General features: G+C 74.3%; 15 protein-coding genes and 1 pseudogene. 5 read left to right on the forward strand and 11 right to left on the reverse strand.

Annotation, left to right across the window (positions count from 1 at the left end; all coding sequences use genetic code 11):
* Nucleotides 1-164: 164 nt before the first annotated feature.
* The 3 genes and pseudogenes from ACFWUQ_RS01880 to ACFWUQ_RS01890 all read right to left on the reverse strand — a co-directional run.
* Nucleotides 165-719 (reverse strand): annotated as a pseudogene (locus ACFWUQ_RS01880) (TetR/AcrR family transcriptional regulator); the annotation flags it as partial.
* Nucleotides 716-1,069 carry a DUF1304 domain-containing protein gene (locus ACFWUQ_RS01885; RefSeq protein ID WP_384531566.1) on the reverse strand — a complete coding sequence of 118 codons (354 nt, stop codon included), beginning with the start codon at nucleotides 1,067-1,069 and terminating at the stop codon, nucleotides 716-718. The gene ACFWUQ_RS01885 and the pseudogene ACFWUQ_RS01880, both read right to left, overlap by 4 nt.
* A 121-nt stretch (nucleotides 1,070-1,190) precedes the next feature.
* Nucleotides 1,191-1,529, reverse strand: a complete 339-nt coding sequence (locus tag ACFWUQ_RS01890) for a thioredoxin family protein (protein WP_384531567.1) — start codon at nucleotides 1,527-1,529, stop codon at nucleotides 1,191-1,193.
* A 154-nt stretch (nucleotides 1,530-1,683) separates the two neighbouring features.
* Here ACFWUQ_RS01890 and ACFWUQ_RS01895 point away from each other — a divergent pair, with 154 nt between their 5' ends.
* On the forward strand, nucleotides 1,684-1,953 hold the full coding sequence (locus tag ACFWUQ_RS01895) for a hypothetical protein (protein WP_384531569.1): 270 nt from the start codon (nucleotides 1,684-1,686) through the stop codon (nucleotides 1,951-1,953).
* 134 nt (nucleotides 1,954-2,087) lie between these two features.
* Here the strand turns inward: ACFWUQ_RS01895 and ACFWUQ_RS01900 are convergent, their stop codons facing one another.
* From ACFWUQ_RS01900 to ACFWUQ_RS01915, 4 genes are read right to left on the reverse strand one after another with little or no spacing between them, the layout of a single operon-like run.
* Nucleotides 2,088-2,465 carry a hypothetical protein gene (locus ACFWUQ_RS01900; RefSeq protein ID WP_384531571.1) on the reverse strand — a complete coding sequence of 126 codons (378 nt, stop codon included), beginning with the start codon at nucleotides 2,463-2,465 and terminating at the stop codon, nucleotides 2,088-2,090.
* Between the two features lie 57 nt (nucleotides 2,466-2,522).
* Complete coding sequence (locus ACFWUQ_RS01905; protein ID WP_384531572.1) at nucleotides 2,523-6,269, reverse strand: CHAT domain-containing protein; 3,747 nt, start codon at nucleotides 6,267-6,269, stop codon at nucleotides 2,523-2,525.
* Between the two features lie 2 nt (nucleotides 6,270-6,271).
* Nucleotides 6,272-7,261 (reverse strand): hypothetical protein, encoded by a 990-nt coding sequence (locus ACFWUQ_RS01910; protein WP_384531574.1) that lies wholly within the window; start codon nucleotides 7,259-7,261, stop codon nucleotides 6,272-6,274.
* Nucleotides 7,251-7,538, reverse strand: coding sequence for a hypothetical protein (locus ACFWUQ_RS01915; protein WP_384531576.1), 288 nt, complete (start codon nucleotides 7,536-7,538; stop codon nucleotides 7,251-7,253). Before ACFWUQ_RS01915 ends, ACFWUQ_RS01910 begins: the two co-directional genes overlap by 11 nt.
* Before the next feature lie 260 nt (nucleotides 7,539-7,798).
* On the opposite strand from ACFWUQ_RS01915, the gene ACFWUQ_RS01920 reads away from it, so the two are divergent.
* Together ACFWUQ_RS01920 and ACFWUQ_RS01925 are read left to right on the forward strand one after the other, a co-directional pair.
* Complete coding sequence (locus ACFWUQ_RS01920) at nucleotides 7,799-8,155, forward strand: YciI family protein (RefSeq protein WP_384531577.1); 357 nt, start codon at nucleotides 7,799-7,801, stop codon at nucleotides 8,153-8,155.
* A 136-nt stretch (nucleotides 8,156-8,291) separates the two neighbouring features.
* Nucleotides 8,292-9,536, forward strand: coding sequence for an RNA polymerase sigma factor (locus tag ACFWUQ_RS01925; protein WP_384531579.1), 1,245 nt, complete (start codon nucleotides 8,292-8,294; stop codon nucleotides 9,534-9,536).
* Here the strand turns inward: ACFWUQ_RS01925 and ACFWUQ_RS01930 are convergent.
* Together ACFWUQ_RS01930 and ACFWUQ_RS01935 are read right to left on the reverse strand one after the other, a co-directional pair.
* On the reverse strand, nucleotides 9,533-11,041 hold the full coding sequence (locus ACFWUQ_RS01930) for a condensation domain-containing protein (RefSeq protein WP_384531580.1): 1,509 nt from the start codon (nucleotides 11,039-11,041) through the stop codon (nucleotides 9,533-9,535). The genes ACFWUQ_RS01925 and ACFWUQ_RS01930 overlap by 4 nt on opposite strands.
* 23 nt (nucleotides 11,042-11,064) lie before the next feature.
* Entirely contained in the window at nucleotides 11,065-11,511 is a 447-nt protein-coding gene (locus tag ACFWUQ_RS01935) for an STAS domain-containing protein (RefSeq protein WP_384531581.1), read from the reverse strand.
* Between the two features lie 185 nt (nucleotides 11,512-11,696).
* On the opposite strand from ACFWUQ_RS01935, the gene ACFWUQ_RS01940 reads away from it, so the two are divergent.
* Both ACFWUQ_RS01940 and ACFWUQ_RS01945 read left to right on the forward strand, forming a co-directional pair.
* Complete coding sequence (locus ACFWUQ_RS01940) at nucleotides 11,697-12,545, forward strand: hypothetical protein (protein ID WP_384531582.1); 849 nt, start codon at nucleotides 11,697-11,699, stop codon at nucleotides 12,543-12,545.
* A gap of 72 nt (nucleotides 12,546-12,617) precedes the next feature.
* Nucleotides 12,618-13,727 (forward strand): DUF2330 domain-containing protein, encoded by a 1,110-nt coding sequence (locus ACFWUQ_RS01945; RefSeq protein WP_384531583.1) that lies wholly within the window; start codon nucleotides 12,618-12,620, stop codon nucleotides 13,725-13,727.
* Nucleotides 13,728-13,881: 154 nt separating this feature from the next.
* Here the strand turns inward: ACFWUQ_RS01945 and surE are convergent, their stop codons facing one another.
* Both surE and ACFWUQ_RS01955 read right to left on the reverse strand, forming a co-directional pair.
* Complete coding sequence (gene surE, locus ACFWUQ_RS01950; protein WP_384531585.1) at nucleotides 13,882-14,790, reverse strand: 5'/3'-nucleotidase SurE; 909 nt, start codon at nucleotides 14,788-14,790, stop codon at nucleotides 13,882-13,884.
* Nucleotides 14,791-14,856: 66 nt separating this feature from the next.
* Nucleotides 14,857-16,161, reverse strand: a complete 1,305-nt coding sequence (locus ACFWUQ_RS01955) for an MFS transporter (protein ID WP_384531587.1) — start codon at nucleotides 16,159-16,161, stop codon at nucleotides 14,857-14,859.
* Nucleotides 16,162-17,260: the final 1,099 nt, after the last annotated feature.

Below are 17,260 nucleotides of genomic sequence, written 5' to 3' on the forward strand. Positions count from 1 at the left end.
GCCAGCGCGGCCGGATCGGTCGGGGAGGTCGGGGAGGCCGGATCGGTCGGTGAGGGCGGTGAGGGCGGTGAGGGCGGACCCGCCGGGTCGGCCGGATTTGCGGGCGGGGTGGGGGCGGTCAGCGCGGCCGGATTCGCGGGCGGGGTGGCGGCGGCCGGCGCTGCCGGTCGCGCCGGGATCGTGCCGTGGAGCCAGTCCGCGAGGACGCCCGTGAACGTCGCGGCCACCGCCGAGGCCACCAGGTCCGCCTGCGGGGCGCCGGCGGCCAGGCGCTCGGCGCGGGTGCGGGCGCGCAGCTCCCGGTGGAGGCGGTCGCCGAGCGGACCGCCCCCGCCCGGCAGGAGCAGGGTGCGGTAGAGCGGCGCCCGGTCGCCGGCCTCGGCCAGGAACGCGGCCAGCGCCCCGGGCGGTCGCGCCGGGGCGGGCGCCGAGGGGCCGTCGGCCTGCCAGGCGTGCAGGGCGTCGACGGCGGCGTGCACCACCTCGGCGCACGCGTCCACGGCGAGCGCGGTGAGGTCCTCGTAGTGCAGGTAGAAGGTGGCGCGGCCCACGCCCGCCCCCCGTACCACCTCCGAGACGCTGACCTCGGCCAGGCTCCGCCCGGCGCACCGGTCCAGCAGGGCCTCCCGCAGACGTGCCTTCGTCCGCGCGGTGCGCGGGTCCTCGGCCCGCACGCCCCGCGCCCGTCCGCCCTCCGGGCGCCCGTCCTGCGGCGTCATGCGGCCAGCAGCGCCGCGCCGAGGGCGAGGGCGCCGGGCAGGGCCTGGGCGACAAGGATGCGGCGGTTGGCGGTCGCGGCCCCGTACACACCGGCGACGATCACGCAGACGAGGAAGAAGACCTGCGTCGCGAGGGAGTCGATGGCCAGGGCCCAGACCAGTCCGGCGGCCAGGAAGCCGTTGTAGAGGCCCTGGTTGGCGGCGAGCGGCGCGGTGATCCGGGCGGTGTCCGCGTCGAAGCCGGAGAGCGAGCGGCCCGGCGGCCGCTGCCACAGGAACATCTCCAGGACCAGGATGTAGACGTGCAGCGCGGCCACGAGGCCGATCAGGATCTGGGCGGCCGTGTGCATGGTGTGTCTCCCGTCGCGTGGGCAGGCTTCATGGACAGTCGTCCAGGAATTTATGGACGACTGTACAGGAAATCGGATGGGACTGCGGCGCGCCCGCCGCCCCACGCTCGGAAGGGCCTGCTCAGAGGTGGGCGTCGAGGAACTCCCTGAACTCCTCGTGCGTCATCGCCCCGGCCCGGATCGCGACCGCCTCGCCGCCGCTGATCAGTACCGAGGTGGGGGCGGTGGCCACCCCGAACCGCCGGGTCGTGCCGGGGCAGCGGGTCATGTCGGTCCGGACGGCGGTGTACCGATCCCCGTACTCCCGCGCCACATCGCCGACGACGCCGTCCATCGCCCGGCACGCCTCGACGGCCTTCGGCCAGCTGCCGCAGAAGTAGGCCAGGACCGGGCCCGCCGACAGGGAGAGGATGAAGTCGAACTCCTGGTCCTCCAGGGGCTGGTGTACCCGACGTGCCATGCGTGCCGCTCCTCGCTCGTACGCCCCGGGTCGGCGGGGCGGGGCCACCATCATCGCCGCTCCGCCCTCCGGGCAGCGCCGGGCGGCCCTCCCGCTACGGCTGCGGACTTCGCGGAGGGTCCCGTTGTCAGTGGTGCCTGTGAAGCTGACCGGTATGGACGACAGGATGCTCCGGCGCCGGGTCTACGGCGCCGACCACGAAGACCCCGACCCCGGGCCGCGCGGCGGACACGTCTACGGCGAACTCGTGGGCGGACCTCTCGACGGCCTGCTGCTGGACGTCACGGGCTGGAGCGGGCCCCGGCTCGACGAAGAGGTGCGGCTCCCCACGGAGATCGGGCGCTACGGCGCCGGGGGCCGCGCCCACTACCGCCGGCGGTCCGCCGACCCCGGCCGCTGGGACTGGGTGGGCGACAGCCGCTGACCGCGGGCCGTCCGCGTCCGGACGCGGCGTACGAGCTCCCGGTCCGCCGACGGGGACCGGGAGCTCTGGTCGGTACTTCCGGTACGCGCCCCGGACCGGATGCGCCGCCGGGCCGGCGTTTTCGCGGCGGGCCGTCAGCGGCCTCCGGCCTCCCGGCTCACCTTGCGGGCCCACAGCACCAGCGGCAGCTGGATCGGCAGCCGGCCGAGGGCCACGGCCCGCGTGGCGGGGGAGCGGCGCCGGGCGTCGACGGCCATCTTGACGTTCGCCGGGAACACCCCGACGAAGAAGGCCGCCGTGGCCAGCGCGGCCGCCTTACGGGTGCGGGGATGGGCCACGCCGGCGGCGAGGGCGAGTTCGGCCACCCCGCTGGCATACGTCCACTGGCGCGGGCTGCCCGGCAGTGAGCGCGGCACGATCGCGTCGAACTGCCGGGGCGCGACGGCGTGCGCGACCGCCGCTCCGGCCAGCAGGCCGGCGAGCAACAGCGGGGAGGAGGGGACGCGTGGCATCGGGATTCCTCTCGGAGGGGCCTGGACACGCGATCCTACTCACCAGTAGCCGGTCAGTCAGGCCCCCACATGGACGAACGCGGCCCAGAAACGCGGCTCCGCGTACACCCGAACCGCCCCCGGCATGCCGTCGAGGCGGGCGCAGGCCTCGCGCAGGCGGACGCGGGCCGCATCGTCCCGTACGAGGTCGGCGAGCTCGGCGCACCACGCGGACAGCTGCGCGGCCGTCGAATCCCGCAGCCACAGCTGCGCGGCACGCAACGCCTGCCCCGTGCCGAACCGCGAACCGCCGCCGGTGCCGCCGCCAGTTCCTGTTCCTGTTCCTGTTCCTGCGCCCGGGCCGTCGCCCGCTTCTGCCTCAGCCCCCGGGTCCCCGCCACGCGCCAGCTCGCGGTAGAACCGCGTCGCGACGAGCATCGCCGCCAGGTCGTCCACGTTCCACAGCGAGGCGACGACCCCTACCGCACCGGCCTGCAGGAGCCCCGAGGCCAGCCCGATCGCCTCGTCCGGCAGGAACGCGTCCGTGGACGCCGTGCGGCACGCCGACGCGAAGACCAGCCCCACCCCCCGGAACGCGCGGTCCGCCATGATCCGGCGGAGCGTCATCCGACTGCCCCCCGCCAGCACGAAGGCCGACTCCAGCGGGCCGGACGGGTCGAAGACGCCGTGGCACGCGAGGTGGACGTGCGTGGCGCCGGGCAGGTCCCGCGCCAGGAGCACAGGGGCGGCGGCCGCGGCGCCCCGGAGCACCGCGGACCGGGACCAGGGGAACAGCTCGGCGACGGCCGCGGCCTCGGCCGAGGCGAACCGCAGATCGCCCGTCGGGTCGCCGACGGCCGCCAGCACCGGCGGTCCCGGCCGGGGCGACGGCCTGCGGGCGAGCACGGCCGCCGACGGTGCGAAGGACACCGTGAACTCGTCCAGCAGGCAGCGGCCGTCGTGGACGTAGGCGTGCAACGGCATCCCGGCCAGGGCCCCGCAGGCGACCAGGGTCACCTGGTCCGCGCCCAGTTCCCGCAGCCATGCCGCCAGCACGGCCGTGAGCCGCTCCCTTTGGAGAGCCGTGCCCAGGGCGCCGTCCGCCGCGGCCTCCCGCAGTCCCACCCGGCGGGTGTCCAGGTCGAACCCGCCCTCGCCGTCGCGCCGGACCAGCAGGAGGTGCGCGGCCTCCTCGAACAGGTACAGGTACACCAGGGGCCGGTGCGCGGGCGCCGCCGCCGACAACTCGCCGACGCCCGGCGGGCGCAGCGGCTCGGCCGCCGCGGTCAGCCGCGCCAGCGCGGCGTCCCGTTCCTTCCGCGCCCCGGCGATCGAGCGCACCAGCTGCAACTGGAGCCGCTCGACATCGTCCGTGCCGTAACCCGCGACGGGCAACGACCGCTCGGCGCTCCCCAGCCGGGCGAGCCGCTCGGCGGCAGCCCGGTAGGCGTCCAGGGCGGCGGGATCGGCGTCGCGCGCGCTGCGCAGCACGTCCTGATCCTGCTGGAGGGTCTCGCCCAGCTCCCGGGCCCGGGTCCGTTCCAGCAGCAGGACGGCGTCGAGGGTGCGCCCCGCCCTGACCATGGCCGTGACGATCTCCAGCACGTCCCGCGCGACCGCCCGCTGCTCCATGTGGCGGCTCTGCCGCAGCAGGGCGTCCTGGTACAGGCCCTCGTGCAGCTCGGCGGCCCGCGCTCCGGCGTCCGCCGCGGCCGACCAGTCCCCTTGGGCGCCGAGGAACCGCAGGTAGAGGATGCAGGCCGTGACAGCCTCGTTGCCCTGGCCCCGCTCCATCAAGGCTTTGATCATGTTCTCGTGCGCGGTGCGGTCCTCCGGGGGCTCCAGCTGCGACAGGTTGACCTGGATGACCGCCCAGTCCCTGGGACTGTTCTCGAACGTCAGCACCCGCAGGGCGGCACGGAAGTGCTCGATGGCGGCCGCGCGTTGCTCCGGCACCCCCGTCTGGGCGCGCATGATCCCGAGGAAGGACTGCGTCAGAGCCCATTCGCGCGGGGACGCCTCCTCGGTGAAGACCTGGAGGCAGGAGGTCAGATGGGTGATCGCGCTGTCGGGCCGGGGCTCGGCGCGCACCTCGTGGTCCCCGAGGGCGACCCCGAGGTTGAACTGCGCCTGGGCCCAGTGCCCCGGGTGCTCTTCGAGGGTGAAGACCGACAGGGCCGCCATGAAGGCCTGGACCGCCAACCGCTGGGTGGCCTCCACGTCGCGGCCCCGCATCATGCTGTAGGCCACGCCCAGTGAGGTCTGGGACATCGCCCAGTCGACCGGCATCTCCGCCTTGGGCTGCGCGGTGAGGGATGCGCGGTAGTGCTCGATGGCGCGCCACAGGTTCGCCTCGCGGCCCTCGGCGAGCCGTTCCCGGTACAGGTGGGCGAGGTTGTGGTGGACGTCCCCGCGCTGCAAGCGGTCCGCGACGGGATCGAGCAGGTCGAGGGCCTGGTGGGCCGCGCCGATCGCCTCCTCGATGTGCCGGGCGGGGTCGCCTGCCGCCTGCCGGGGCAGGAGCTTCGCCAGCGTGCCGTACAGGTCCGCCCGGACGGAGTCCTCGGCATCGTGGGGCAGGGAGGCGAGTGCGGTGCGGCAGAGGCCGATCGCACGCCCGATGCCGCCGCGCCGGTCGGTGCGGTTGGCCTCGTTCAGCAGGCGCTGGGCGAGGGACCCGACGACCGCCGGATAGCGGGGGTGAGCCGGGGTCACCTCGGCCAGACATGCTTCGAACTGGGCAAGCGCCTCGGCCTCGTTGGCCGCGCGGTCGCCCTCCCTGCGCCGGGCGTAGGCGATACCGAGGTTGTACCGGAGCTCCAGGGCGATCCCGAGTTCAACGGCCTCGGGCACGGCCAGGGCGGCCCGCAGGGCGGCGACGGCCTCGTCCGTGTCGATCTCTCCGTTGGTGCGCGGCGAGAGGACCTCCTCGGCGAGCGACGCGCACAGGAACACCCACCCCTCCCCGCCGGCTTCGTACGGGTTGTCGGCGAGGGCCTGCCGGAGCCGGGCCAGGCGGGCGTCGCGGTCGGTGAGCCTCTTGACGTCGTCGATGAACTCGAAGGCGTCGATCCGGCCGGGCGCCGCGGGAGCGGGTTCCCGGGGAACGTGCTCCTCGGCCCACGCGTGCAGGCTCCGCAGCTTCGCCAGCAGCGTCGACGCCGAGCGCCGGTCCGCACCGTCGGGCAGTCCGCTCTCGCCCTCCGCCGCCAGCTCGACCGCGCGCGCCAGCTGGGCCAGATGGGCCGCGGGCCCGCCGCCCAAATCGCCGGCGAGGGCCGCGGCCAGCGTCAGCTGGTAGCGCGGCCGGTCCGGATCCACGGGGTCCGTCAGGAGGCGCTCCAGCACCGTGCGGCGGAGCCGGCGCAGAGGTGGTGTCAGCTCGTCGGGGGCGTCGTCGACGAACGTGAACAGCGTGCGGCAGATCTGGCGCGAGGTCATGCCGGGCGGCGGCTCGTCCACGAGGGACCACAGGGTCCGGGCCGCCGTGAGCAAATCCTCCGCCGTATCGGTCAGCGCGTACCGGTGCTCCTGTGCGCGGAAGAGGTTGAAGGAGACCGCGGCCCGCTTGGCGGCAGGGATGGCGGGCAGGGCCAAGGCGCGCTCCAGGCAGTTCAGGGCCCCCGCGAGGTCCTCCAGACGGCCGTCCCGCGTGCAGCGTTCCAGCCGGGCCGTGCCGAGGGCGGCCAGCGTCGACCACCGCTCGGGCACCGGCAGAGCGCCGAAACCGGGGTGGGTGAGCACCGCCTCCCACGCTTCGACACAGGTGTCCGGGTCGGCCTCCCGAGGCAGCTGCCAGGCCCGGGCGAAAAGCTCTCCCAGCACGGTCACGCACCTCCGGAGGGAGCACCGGGCCCGAACGGGGGCAGCGGCCCGGGCGGATCGGCGAAGAGCGGCTCCGGGCGGCGGGACCCGCTGGAGAGGTACGTCGTGAGCCGCCGCCCCGCGCGGTGCTCCGCGAGCGGGTGTTCCGGGAGAGGCCAGCGAAGGGACTGGTAGAGCTGCGTCCGGTACAGGTCGAAGCAGGATTCCAGGAGCTCCGTGTGGACCCGCGCGGCGGACAGCAGGAAGCCGCGGTAGGCCGTGGCGGCGACGAGCACGGACAGGGGCAGCGCCCAGAGCGTCCACACCGACCACACCGAGGAGAGGACGCCGCAGACCCACACCTGGGTGGTGAGGTGCACCGAGCGGCGGGACGCGACGACCTCGTTCCTGGTCGCGTCCGGGAGGACCATCCACAGCCGGGGCCAGCACACGACCGGGTCCAGTCCGTAGTGCGCGCGGATCCGCTCCTCCGAGGCCCGCAGCACGTTGCCGAACCGGGTCGGCATCCTGCGCCGGGGGTCGAAGGGCGCGGACCGCACCCGCAGGGCCAGCCGGCCGCGTTCCGCGAGGGCCTCGGCGTCGAGGGAGTCGGCGGGCCGGGCGGCGAGCGGACGCAGCCGCGCGATGTCGGCGTCGGCGCGCCGCCCGAGCCGTTCACGCAGCCGCCGGCGCGGACGCGTGAAGACCCAGTACCCCTCCAGGCCGCGTACGAGCGGGCGGGAGAAGAAGCGCAGCAGCAGGCCCGAGAAGGTGAGCAGCAGCAACAGCCCCACCACGGCGGCCGCCTGCACGAGCACGGGCAGCCCGGTGAGCCCCGCCGTCCACTCCTTCGCCGCGCCGAGCCAGCCCAGCCGCTGCACCGTGGGCCACCCCTCGCCCCGCAGCCAGGCCGCGAGCCCCGCCAGCCAGAACAGCCAGGCCGGTGAGAACAGGGCCGTCAACCAGCGGTCGGAGAGCTTTCCGCCCACACCCTTCCAGAAGTCATTCAGCACCGGGTCCCCATCCGGCGGTCCGGTACGTCAGCGCAGAGCCGTCGTGGGGGCACCGCTCGCGCGGCGGAGTGGGGTCGCCGACATCGAGTACGGGCCACGCGTAGTCGCAGACGGAGCAGACGAACCGGTCGAAATCGACGAAGGCGTCGCCGTCCATTCCCTGGTACGAGTGGCCGTCCGCCCGCTCCACGCCCGCGGGATCGCCCACGGGATCGTGCTCGGTGCGTTCCGGCGGCCGCTGTCCGGCCGTCCCGTCGAGCTCGTGTTCCCGTGCCACCGCAAGCGCCCCCGTCCCCTGCCCCGCCCCGTGCCCCGCCCTTCCCCAGGACACAGCCGAAAGCGCCTGTTGTCCAGGGGGCCGCGCCTCGGGAGCGGCACACCCGGCCGCACGGCCCCGTCGGCGCGTCTGCGGGCCCCGGCGGCCGGAGCCGGAAATGTTCTTCGAAGAATCTTCCGGGGGCTGTCGATTCGGTCGTCCCCCGTTCGACGCAGGGGTAGAGGCGGGGACGGACCCCGCCCACCGACCGAGGAGTCACCATGCCGCGCTTCCTGACGATGATCCGTATCGACGAGCGGAACCTGCCCGCCGAGGGCTTCCCCCCGGAGTTCGAGGAGCGCATGGGCGCGCTGCTGGAGGAGATCACCAAGGCCGGGGTCATGCTCGACACCGCCGGGCTGCTGCCGACCTCCGAGGCCACCAGGGTCACCTGGTCCGACGGGAGGATCAGCTGCACCGACGGTCCCTTCACCGAGACCAAGGAGGTCATCGGCGGCTACTCCCTGAGCCAGTGCAAGGACAAGGCCGAGGCCATCGAGTGGACCCGCAGGTTCCTGGAGATCCACCCGGCACACTGGACGCTCAGCGCCGAGGTCCGCGAGATCGCCGAGATGTGATCCGCTCGCGGGGCCGGCCGCCCGGCGCGGCGTCGGAAACGGCGCCCCCGGGCCGGCCCCGCAGGCCGGCCCGGGCGTCCTCCCCGGGCCGCCGGGCCCGCCTGTTTGCCCCGCCGCCCCGAGGCTGCTCTGATGGGTGGCCGTGACGGCAGCGAGTACGGCCCAGGCGGTCGAAGCGGTGTTCAGGATCGAGTCCGCGCGGATCATCGCCGGAGTCGCCCGGATCGTGCGGGACGTGGGCATCGCCGAAGAGCTCGCCCAGGACGCCCTCGTCGCCGCCCTGGAGCAGTGGCCCGCGGCGGGCGTCCCGGACCGGCCGGGAGCCTGGCTCATGGCGACAGCCAAGCACCGCGCGATCGACCTCGTCCGCCGCAAGGAGACGTACGCGCGCAAGCTCGCGGAGGTCGGCCGGACCCTGGAGGACGCGCCGCCGCCGCCCGAGCCGGCGGACCCGGACGACATCGACGACGACCTGCTGCGGCTCGTCTTCACCGCCTGCCACCCCGTCCTGGCGACCCAGGCCCGGATCGCACTCACCCTGCGCCTCATGGGCGGGCTGACCACCCAGGAGATCGCCCGCGCCTTCCTCACCTCCGAACCCACCGTCGCCCAGCGCATCGTGCGGGCGAAACGGGCCCTGGCCAAGGCCGGCGTGCCCTTCGAGGTCCCGTACGGCGCGGACCGTGAGGAGCGCCTCGCCTCAGTCCTGGAAGTCATCTACCTCGTCTTCAACGAGGGCTACTCGGCCACCGCCGGGGACGACCTCGTCCGCCCCGCCCTGTGCGAGGACGCCCTGCGACTGGCCCGCGTCCTGGCCGCCCTAATGCCGAAGGAACCCGAGGTCCACGGCCTCGCCGCACTGCTGGAGTTCCAGGCCTCCCGCATCGCCACCCGGACCGGCCCCGACGGCGAGCCCGTACTGCTCGCCGACCAGAACCGGGCCAGGTGGAACCGGCTGCTCATCCACCGCGGCGTCGCGGCCATGCGCCACGCGGGCACCGGCCCGTACTCCGTCCAGGCCGCGATCGCCGGCTGCCACGCGGCGGCCGTCCGCTACGAGGACACGGACTGGCCGACCATCGCGACCCTGTACGGCCGGCTCGTCCTGCTGCTGCCGTCCCCCGTCGTGGAGCTCAACCGGGCCGTCGCCGTCTCGATGGCCCAGGGCCCCGAGGCGGCGCTGCCGCTGGTCGACGCCCTGGCGGCGGAACCAGCCCTGCGCGCCTACCACCTGCTGCCGAGCGTACGGGGGGACCTGCTGGAGCGCCTCGGCCGTACGGACGAGGCCCGTACCGAGTTCGAACGGGCCGCGTTGCTCACCCGCAACGCGCGCGAACGCGCCCTGCTCCTCCGCCGCGCGGCCCGGACCGGGCAGTCCTAGAGCGAGACCCGCCGGGCGGACGCCGCCACGTCGAGTGGCGTCCGCGCCGGCCGCCGAGGCGGGGCCAGGCCGATGGGCCGCCGGAAACCGCCCGAGCGGGCGATCTCCTGCACCGTCAGGCGCAGCGCCTCCTGGAAGTCCCCCATGGTGCGGCGGGCCTGGGGGGTGTCGACGTAGATCGAGTTCATGTGCAGGCCGTCCTCGTCCCGCTGGAACCAGGAGCAGGCGCCATTGGCCCGGGCCGACCACACATGGGTGGTCGGCCGCCAGTCGATGTGGCGTTCGGCGCCCTCGCACTTGCGCATGTCGATGTACGAGAAGAAGTTCACCGGGTACGGCCAGGACCTGGCGGCGAACTCCTCGGGAGCCAGCAGCTCCCAGGCCCGCACGAACGGCACGTCGATATGGCCGATCATCTCGCCGAACCCGCTCCGGACCGAGCCCATGACCTGGGCGAAGTCCCGGCCGGGCGAGGCGTCGAACTCGATGGGCATGGTGTTGACGAACCAGCCCACCGAGTTCGTCCACATCCCCCGGCCGCGCTCGCTCACCGGCATGAACCCCCGGTACACGCCGGGGCCGCCCGCGTCGCGCAGGCAGACGGCGACGGAGGCCAGCACCCCCATGAACGCCTTCCCGCCGACGGTCAGGCACGTCTTCTCGAACACCTCCGCCTCGCCGGCGTCCAGCAGCGGGGAGGCCTCGTTGACGATGGGGTACATCCCACCCGGCTCGACACCGAGGTCGAGCGGGAAGCGGGGGAAGAACTCGCCGCCGCGCGCGATGAACTCCTTCCAGTAGTCCAGGCGTTCGTCCCGGGCGTCGATGGACAGGTAGCGGCGGCGCTGCTCGTCGGCGAAGTCGAGGTAGCTGGGTGCGGGCGGGAGCTGGGCGTCCTCGCCGCGGCACAGGGCCTCGTAGGCGGTCAGGACCTCGCGTACCACGATCGGCATCGACATGCCGTCGCACACGATGTGGTCGAAGGCGAGGTACACCGTGGCCGAGTCCTCGCGGAGCACCGCGCCCATGGTGAACAGCGGCCACGAGAGGGTGTCGATGCTCCTCGTGAACCGCTCGATGAGGAAGCCGCGCACCTCCTCCGAGGTCGCGAAGACGCCCACCCGCTGCGCGTCGAGGGCCAGTTCAGCGGGATCGAAGGGCTCGCAGGCCAGCTCCCCGGCGAGCCGCCGGAACGCGCAGCGCAGCACCTCGTGGCGCTTGACGAAGGCCAGCAGCGCCTGCGCCAGGGCCTGTTCGTCCAGGGGCCCGGCCACCTCGAAGGTGACCGCGATCCACGACGCGACCGGGTCGTCGGCCGCCCGGCTCTCCTCGGCGACGGTGAAGTGCTTGTCCTGGTTGAAGGACGCCCTCCTGCCCGCCGCCTCGACCCGGGCGGCGGGACGGCCGCCGGGGCTGCCTCCCGTCTCCGCCGCCGTGGACCGCAGCCGCCACTCGACCACCCGGCCGGGTGCCACCTGGTGCGTCTCCAGAGGAAATTGCCGCATACCGTCATCCCTTCGCCCCCGAGTCAACCCCCTGCCCCTAACGACCCCCGGGGCGCGGAGGTGACGCACACCGCGGGGGACAGGCGGGCCGCGACCGACAGCAGCAGGCCGACGGCGCGCGAGGTGCCGGCCAGTTCGACGCGGAACCCGGCCCGGGCCCAGTGGTCCAGCACGTGGAGCAGGGCCGAATCGCAGAAGGTGACGCCGGCCGCGTCGAGGCAGAGCCGGCCCGCGCCGCGCGCCGGAGCGTGGTCGAGGAGGCCGTGCAGCGGGGCACAGGTGTAGTGGTCCAGCTCCCCGGCCAGGCTGACGGTGAGGACACCGTCCCCGCCCAGCGCGGCCCGTACGCGGGGGAGGGAAACGGGGTCAGGCTCCGCCGGACCTCCGGTGGAGGTGGCGGGGGAGGCGGGGGAAGGGGTGAGCGCCGGGGTCGCCCGGACGTCTATCGGGGCGTCTGTCGGAGTGCACATGGACCTCCCAACGGGTCCCGGGGCGGGCGGGAAGCGGCGGCGGGCGGTCTTTCACCCCCGCGCGGGCCGTGCGCTGCGCCGTTCCGGCGATCTTTTCCGCGACCGGGGCGCAGGACACCGGACGGCGGCGCGCGGACCGGGCGCGTTACCCCGTCCACGTGCGCCGATGTCGGACAGTGGGCGGCGTGGATGTGGAAGAGGTCATCGACTCCCTGTACGCACTGCCCCCCGCGCGCTTCACGGCGGCGCGGGGCGAGGCGGCCGCGCGCGCGAAACGTGCCGGGGACCCGGCGGCGGCGAAGCGCATCGCGGGACTGCGCCGCCCGACACTCGCGGCGTGGGCCTCGAACACCCTGGTGCGGGCGAAACCGGAGGAGGTCGGGCAGTTCTGCAGGCTGGGGGAGGCGATGCGGCAGGCGCACCGCTCCCTGGACGGCGAGCAGCTGAGACACCTGTCCCACCAACAGCACGTGGTGATCGGGGCGCTGGCCCGTGAGTCACTGCGGCTGGCGGAGGAGGCCGGGACGCCGGTCTCGGAGCCGGTGCTGCGGGAGGTCGGCCGCATCCTGTACGCCGTGCTCGCGGATCCGGACGCGGCCGCGACCTGGGCCTCGGGCCGGCTGGTGCGGACCCCGGAACCGGCGACGGAGTTCCCGGTACCGGACCCGGACGCCGTGCCGCCGCCACCGCCGCCGCCGCCGCATCCATCGCCGCTGCCGACCGCCCGGCCCCAGGCCCCCGCCGGCTCCCCACCGGCCCGGTCCGTACGGCGGACCGACCCCCGGCTCGCGGCGGCGCGGGCGGCGGCCCAGGACGCGCGGCGGGTGGCGGCCGCACGCGAGGACGAGCTCGCGTCGGCCGAGGAGGCCCGGCAGCACGCGGTCACCCGGGCGGCGGCCGCCGACGCGGAGGTCGAACGCGTCCGGGACGTACGGGACCAGGCTTACGCCGCCCTGGCGGAGGCGGAGGAGCGCCACCGCGAGGCGGTCGAGGCGGCGCGGGAGGCCCGCCGCGCGGGGAAGGCCGCGGGATAGGCCGCGGCGGAGGATCCGAAGTCCGGCCCGCCGGGACGGAACCGGAACAGGGGGGTCGTCGTCTGAGACCCCGTGTGGACGAGACGAAGAATCCTGGCGCTGCTGTTCGCCCTGCTCACAACCCAGCTGGGCTCGCTGATCAGCCCTGCGTACGCCTGCGGCTGCGGGGCGATGGTCGCGGACGGCCGATCCCGCATCGGAGTCGACCGGGAAACCTCCGTCGTGCGCTGGGACGGCCGCACCGAGGAGATTCTGATGCGGTTCACCGTCGGCGGCGACGCGCAGCGCGCCGCCTGGATCATGCCCGTGCCGCGGCGCGCCACGGTGAGGCTCGGCGACGGAGCCGTTTTCGGAGAACTCGACCGGCTGACGCGGCCCGAGCGGCGCACCCGCACCCACTTCTGGCCGCGCCGCGGCGACTGGCCCTTCGCCTCCGGCCGCGGCGACGGCGCCGGAGCCGCGCCGCCCGGCACCGGGGACCCGGCCGTCGGAGTCGTCGGCCGCGAGCGGCTCGGCGACTTCGACGTCGCGCGCCTGACCGCCACCGACCCCGACGCCCTGAAGAACTGGCTTGAGTCCAACGGCTTCGCGCTCCCCGACCGGCTCGCCGTCGAAGTCCAGCCGTACGTCGACCAGAAGTGGGAGTACGTCGCGGTACGGCTCGCCCCCAGGGACCCGGGCACCGTGCTGCGGGGCGACCTCGACCCGCTCAGGATCTCCTTCGACAGCGACCGGCTCGTCTACCCGATGCGGCTGTCCCGGCTCGCCCGGACCCCGCAGTCCCTCGGCCTGTACGTCCTGGCCGACCACCGCATGGAGCCCGCCTCGCGGATCGGCGGCTCCGCGCCCGAGGTGACCTTCGCGGGGAACGTCACCCCCGAGCCCGGCCGCCCCCTGGCCGAACTCGCCGGTCGGCGGGAGGTGTTCCTGACCGCCCTCGACCAGCGCTTCCCCGAACCCGGCCGCATCGACGCCGACCACGAGCTGCGCGCCACCGCCGCCGACACCCCGTACCGACGGGTCGTGTACCGCGAGGAGCTGCTCACGGTGGGGGGCGGCATACCGGTCTGGCTGCTGACCGCCGCGGCCGCCCTCGTGGCCGCGGGGCTGTCGGTGCTCGCCGGATTGAGGCGCAGGCGCCGGCTTCGGCTCCGCCTCCGGCGGGAAGCCGCGTCCGTGTAGCACCGCGGCCGGTCGGCGCGTCGGAGCGGGAGCGGTCGGAAGCGGTCGGAGCCGTCGCGGCAGGCGGGGCAGTAGCCGCCGGGGGGCGGCGCGCATCGCGTACCACCCGCCCCCCGGCCGAGGGACGGGCGGGCAGGACGCCGGACGGGACGAGCTACGGGCGCAGCCCGAGGAGCAGCGCCGAGGCCGCGGCGCGGTCGGCCGGGCCCGGGTTCCAATCGGCGTTCATCGGGCTGACCGCTATCCTCCCGGCGCTCACGGCCTCAAGGTCACCGCCTCGGGCGGCGGGCCGCAGGGCCACCTTCACCGACACCTGCCAGGTGCCGTCGCCGGAATCGGTGAAGTCCGGTGCCAGGACGGTCTGCGGGTCCTGGAAGGTGCCGGTGACACCGGCGGCCGCGCCCTTGCCGTCAGAGCCGACGACGGGGTGGTTCACGTTCAGTCCGAGGCCCGCGGGCAGGAGGGGGCCGGACCGGGCGCGCTCGCGCAGCCGGTCGATCAGCTTCACGGCGAACTCCAGGGTCGGAACCATGGCGTTGACGGTCGTGACCGGGTCCGGCGCGGCCAGGCCCCCGGTGCTCAGCGCGATGGCCGGCACTCCGGACTCCAGCGCCGCGACGGCGCCGCCGACGGTGCCGGAGTGGGTGGCGAGCCCGGCGACGTTCGTGCCGAAATTCGTACCGGAGACCACCAGGTCGGGGGCCTGGTCCTCGAAGACCTCGGCCAGGCCGAAGGCGACCGAGTCGCCGGGAGTGCCGTCCACGGCCCACACCTTCGGCTCGGCGTGCCGCACCGCCACGCTGGACGCGCTCGTCACCTTCGTACCGGTACCGCTCTGGTTGGTGAGCGGGGCGACGATCGTGACGTCGTGTCCCGCGGCGGTCAGGCGCTGGAACGCGAGGCGGATGCCCGGCGCGCCGTACCCGTCGTCGTTGGTCAGCAGGATGCGCAGCGGGCGGACGGGTGGCGCGGACTGCGGCGAGGCGACGGCGGGAGCCGTGCCGGCCAGGGCCGGCGTGCACAGCATCAGAGCGGCCAGGGGCAGGACTCGCTTGCGACTCACGGAGTGCTCCTTCGGAGAGGGGGACGACGGGGAGGGGGCGGGGGTGGGCGGGGGTGGGCGGGTGCGTCAGCGCACACCGCGGATCGGGAGGATCGCGAGGGCGCCGACCAGGGACAGGGCGCCGCCGACGAGGAAGAGCGGGGTGTAGCCGCCCAGACCGGTGACGACGGCGGACGCCACGAACGGGGCGATGACCTGCGGTCCCGCGTTCGCGATGTTGAGGACCCCCATATCGCGGGCGGCGTCCTCGGCACGGGGCAGGACCAGGGTGACCAGCGCGGTGTCGACGGCCATGAAGCAGCCGAACGCGAGGCCGTTGAGGGCGCTGAACACGAGCATGCCGGTCCAGGTCGGGCTGACGACCGGGACCACCATGACGAGGCCGGCGAGGGCCGCGGACACACCGACGAAGACCTTGCGGCGGTTCCACCGGTCGGACAGCAGGCCGCCGAGCACCGTGGAGACGGCCATCGCGACCATCGACACGGGGGTCAGGACGGCCATGGCGGCAGGCGGCGTCAGGCCGGCGGGCAGCGCGATGTGGTCGCCGAGGATGTAGAGCTGGTACCCGACGACGGAGAAGTAGCCGAGGACCATCAGGGCCCGGCCGATGAAGGCCCAGCGGAAGTCGTGGCTGGCCAGCGCGGAGAGCAGCACGGCCACTTGGGCCCGCTTGGCAGCGGGCGGCGCGGGGGCCGGGGCCGGGGCGGGGGTGGGTCCGGTGCGCGGGACGTCCGGCGCGGCAGTGGTCGGTTCGCCGCGCGGGACGTCCCGGCAGAGGGCCGTGAGGAGCACCGCGGCCATGGCGACGGTCGCGCCGAGGACGAGGTAGCCCGTACGCAGGTGCTCGGCGGTCCGGGAAGCGATCAGCACCCCGACCGTCCCGCCGATCGGCAGTCCCAGCCCCACGACGGCGGAGGCGGTTCCGCGGCGGACGACGGGGACCCGGTCCGGCACGACGGCGGTGACCGCGGCCTGGTAGATGTTCATGGTCGCCTGGATCAGGCACCAGCCGATGCCGACGAGCAGGGCGGTGGAGACGTTCCCGAGGAAGGCGAGACCGGCGAGCGAGGCGAAAGCGCCGCCTAGGATCCACGGCCCCCGCCGCCCGGTCCGGTCGGAGAGGGCGCCGGCGACCGGGTTGAAGGCGGTCGCGAAGATGGCACTGATACCGCCGATCAGGCCCAGGACGGCGACCTTGTCGTCGGGGGCGATGGCGGCGATCTGGGTGGGCAGCAGTACGGATCCCACGCCCATGTAGACCGCCATCATCGCGGAGTTGGCGATCAGCAGGAGCGGCAGCAGCCCGCGCTGGCGGGGGGCCGCGACGGGCGCGGCGGGGGGCGGGTCGACGATCTCGTGCGTGGCCATGACGACTCCTCGGGGGCGGTGCGGGTGCGGGGAGGTGGCGATGAGCGAGGTGCTGCGGGTGGTGGTGGCGCGGCGGTGCCGGGGTGATGAGCGGCGAGGGCAGCGGGGCAGTGTGCTGCCCGGGGCTGCGGCCGACGCACGTGCTCACTGCTGGCGTTACACGTGTCACCAGCGGCGCTGAACACTGTGTAGCACCCATTCGAGAGCTCCACCAGATATCTGACGGCGACATTGCGCAGATCGTGACCGGGGGCGGGAGACATGCCATGACGTGTAACCAGCCTGAACTGGCGCGTACCGCCACCCGACCAAGGGCTGCGCGGCTGCTGGACGTTGATGCCGCCGGGCGGCAGGAACACCGCCCTCGCGGGCACCGGCGGGAGGCCCGGGCATGGAACCGAACCCCCGGGTGCCGCGTCTCGCTGCGGCCGCGGCGGTAGAGCCTCGGGGTCGTGCGGCATCGACCGCCTCAAGCGGCACCACATCGATGCCACGCCCGATATTGCTTGCTCGCGGTCTTCTACGCGGCGACCGACCTCGTCGCAGCCGTCAACGAGTGGCTGTCATCCTCGGCCGTCACCCAGCGGGTTCCACGTTCCACGTCTCCGGCAAACCGCTGCCGCAGAAGACGCAGGCGAAGTCGCCCTCGCGCACGATGTTGTGCTCCTGGCAGCAAGGACACCTCCGAAACACCACCTCATGGATGAAGCCGGAGGGGCGCCCGAGCCCCACATCGTCCAGAGCGCGAGCGACTGCCGGCCAGGAGGTGACATCCGGGCAGTATCCAGTGGATTGGTTGCTGACCTCGCTCACGGCCCACCGGTCCGCCTCACAGGCGAAGCCGATCTCGCCTGCACTCATAACCACGGCTCCGCCCGCACAGGGCACATGCTCGTTTCGCCGCGGCGCCAGCCGAAGTGCACCGTCCATGCCCACCACGAAGGTGAACGGCTCGGCCAGCTCCGCCGCTGATCGCTCGGCGATCCAGTCGCCGAACTCAACCGCCGAGCTGATCCGGCACCCGCCGCCCCCGGGCCGGACAGCGGCCTTCAGCTCGACTGGTCCGACCTATCGATAACTCCGCCCCTGCGCGCCCATG

Source organism: Streptomyces sp. NPDC058662, from assembly GCF_042716255.1.
GTDB lineage: Bacteria > Actinomycetota > Actinomycetes > Streptomycetales > Streptomycetaceae > Streptomyces.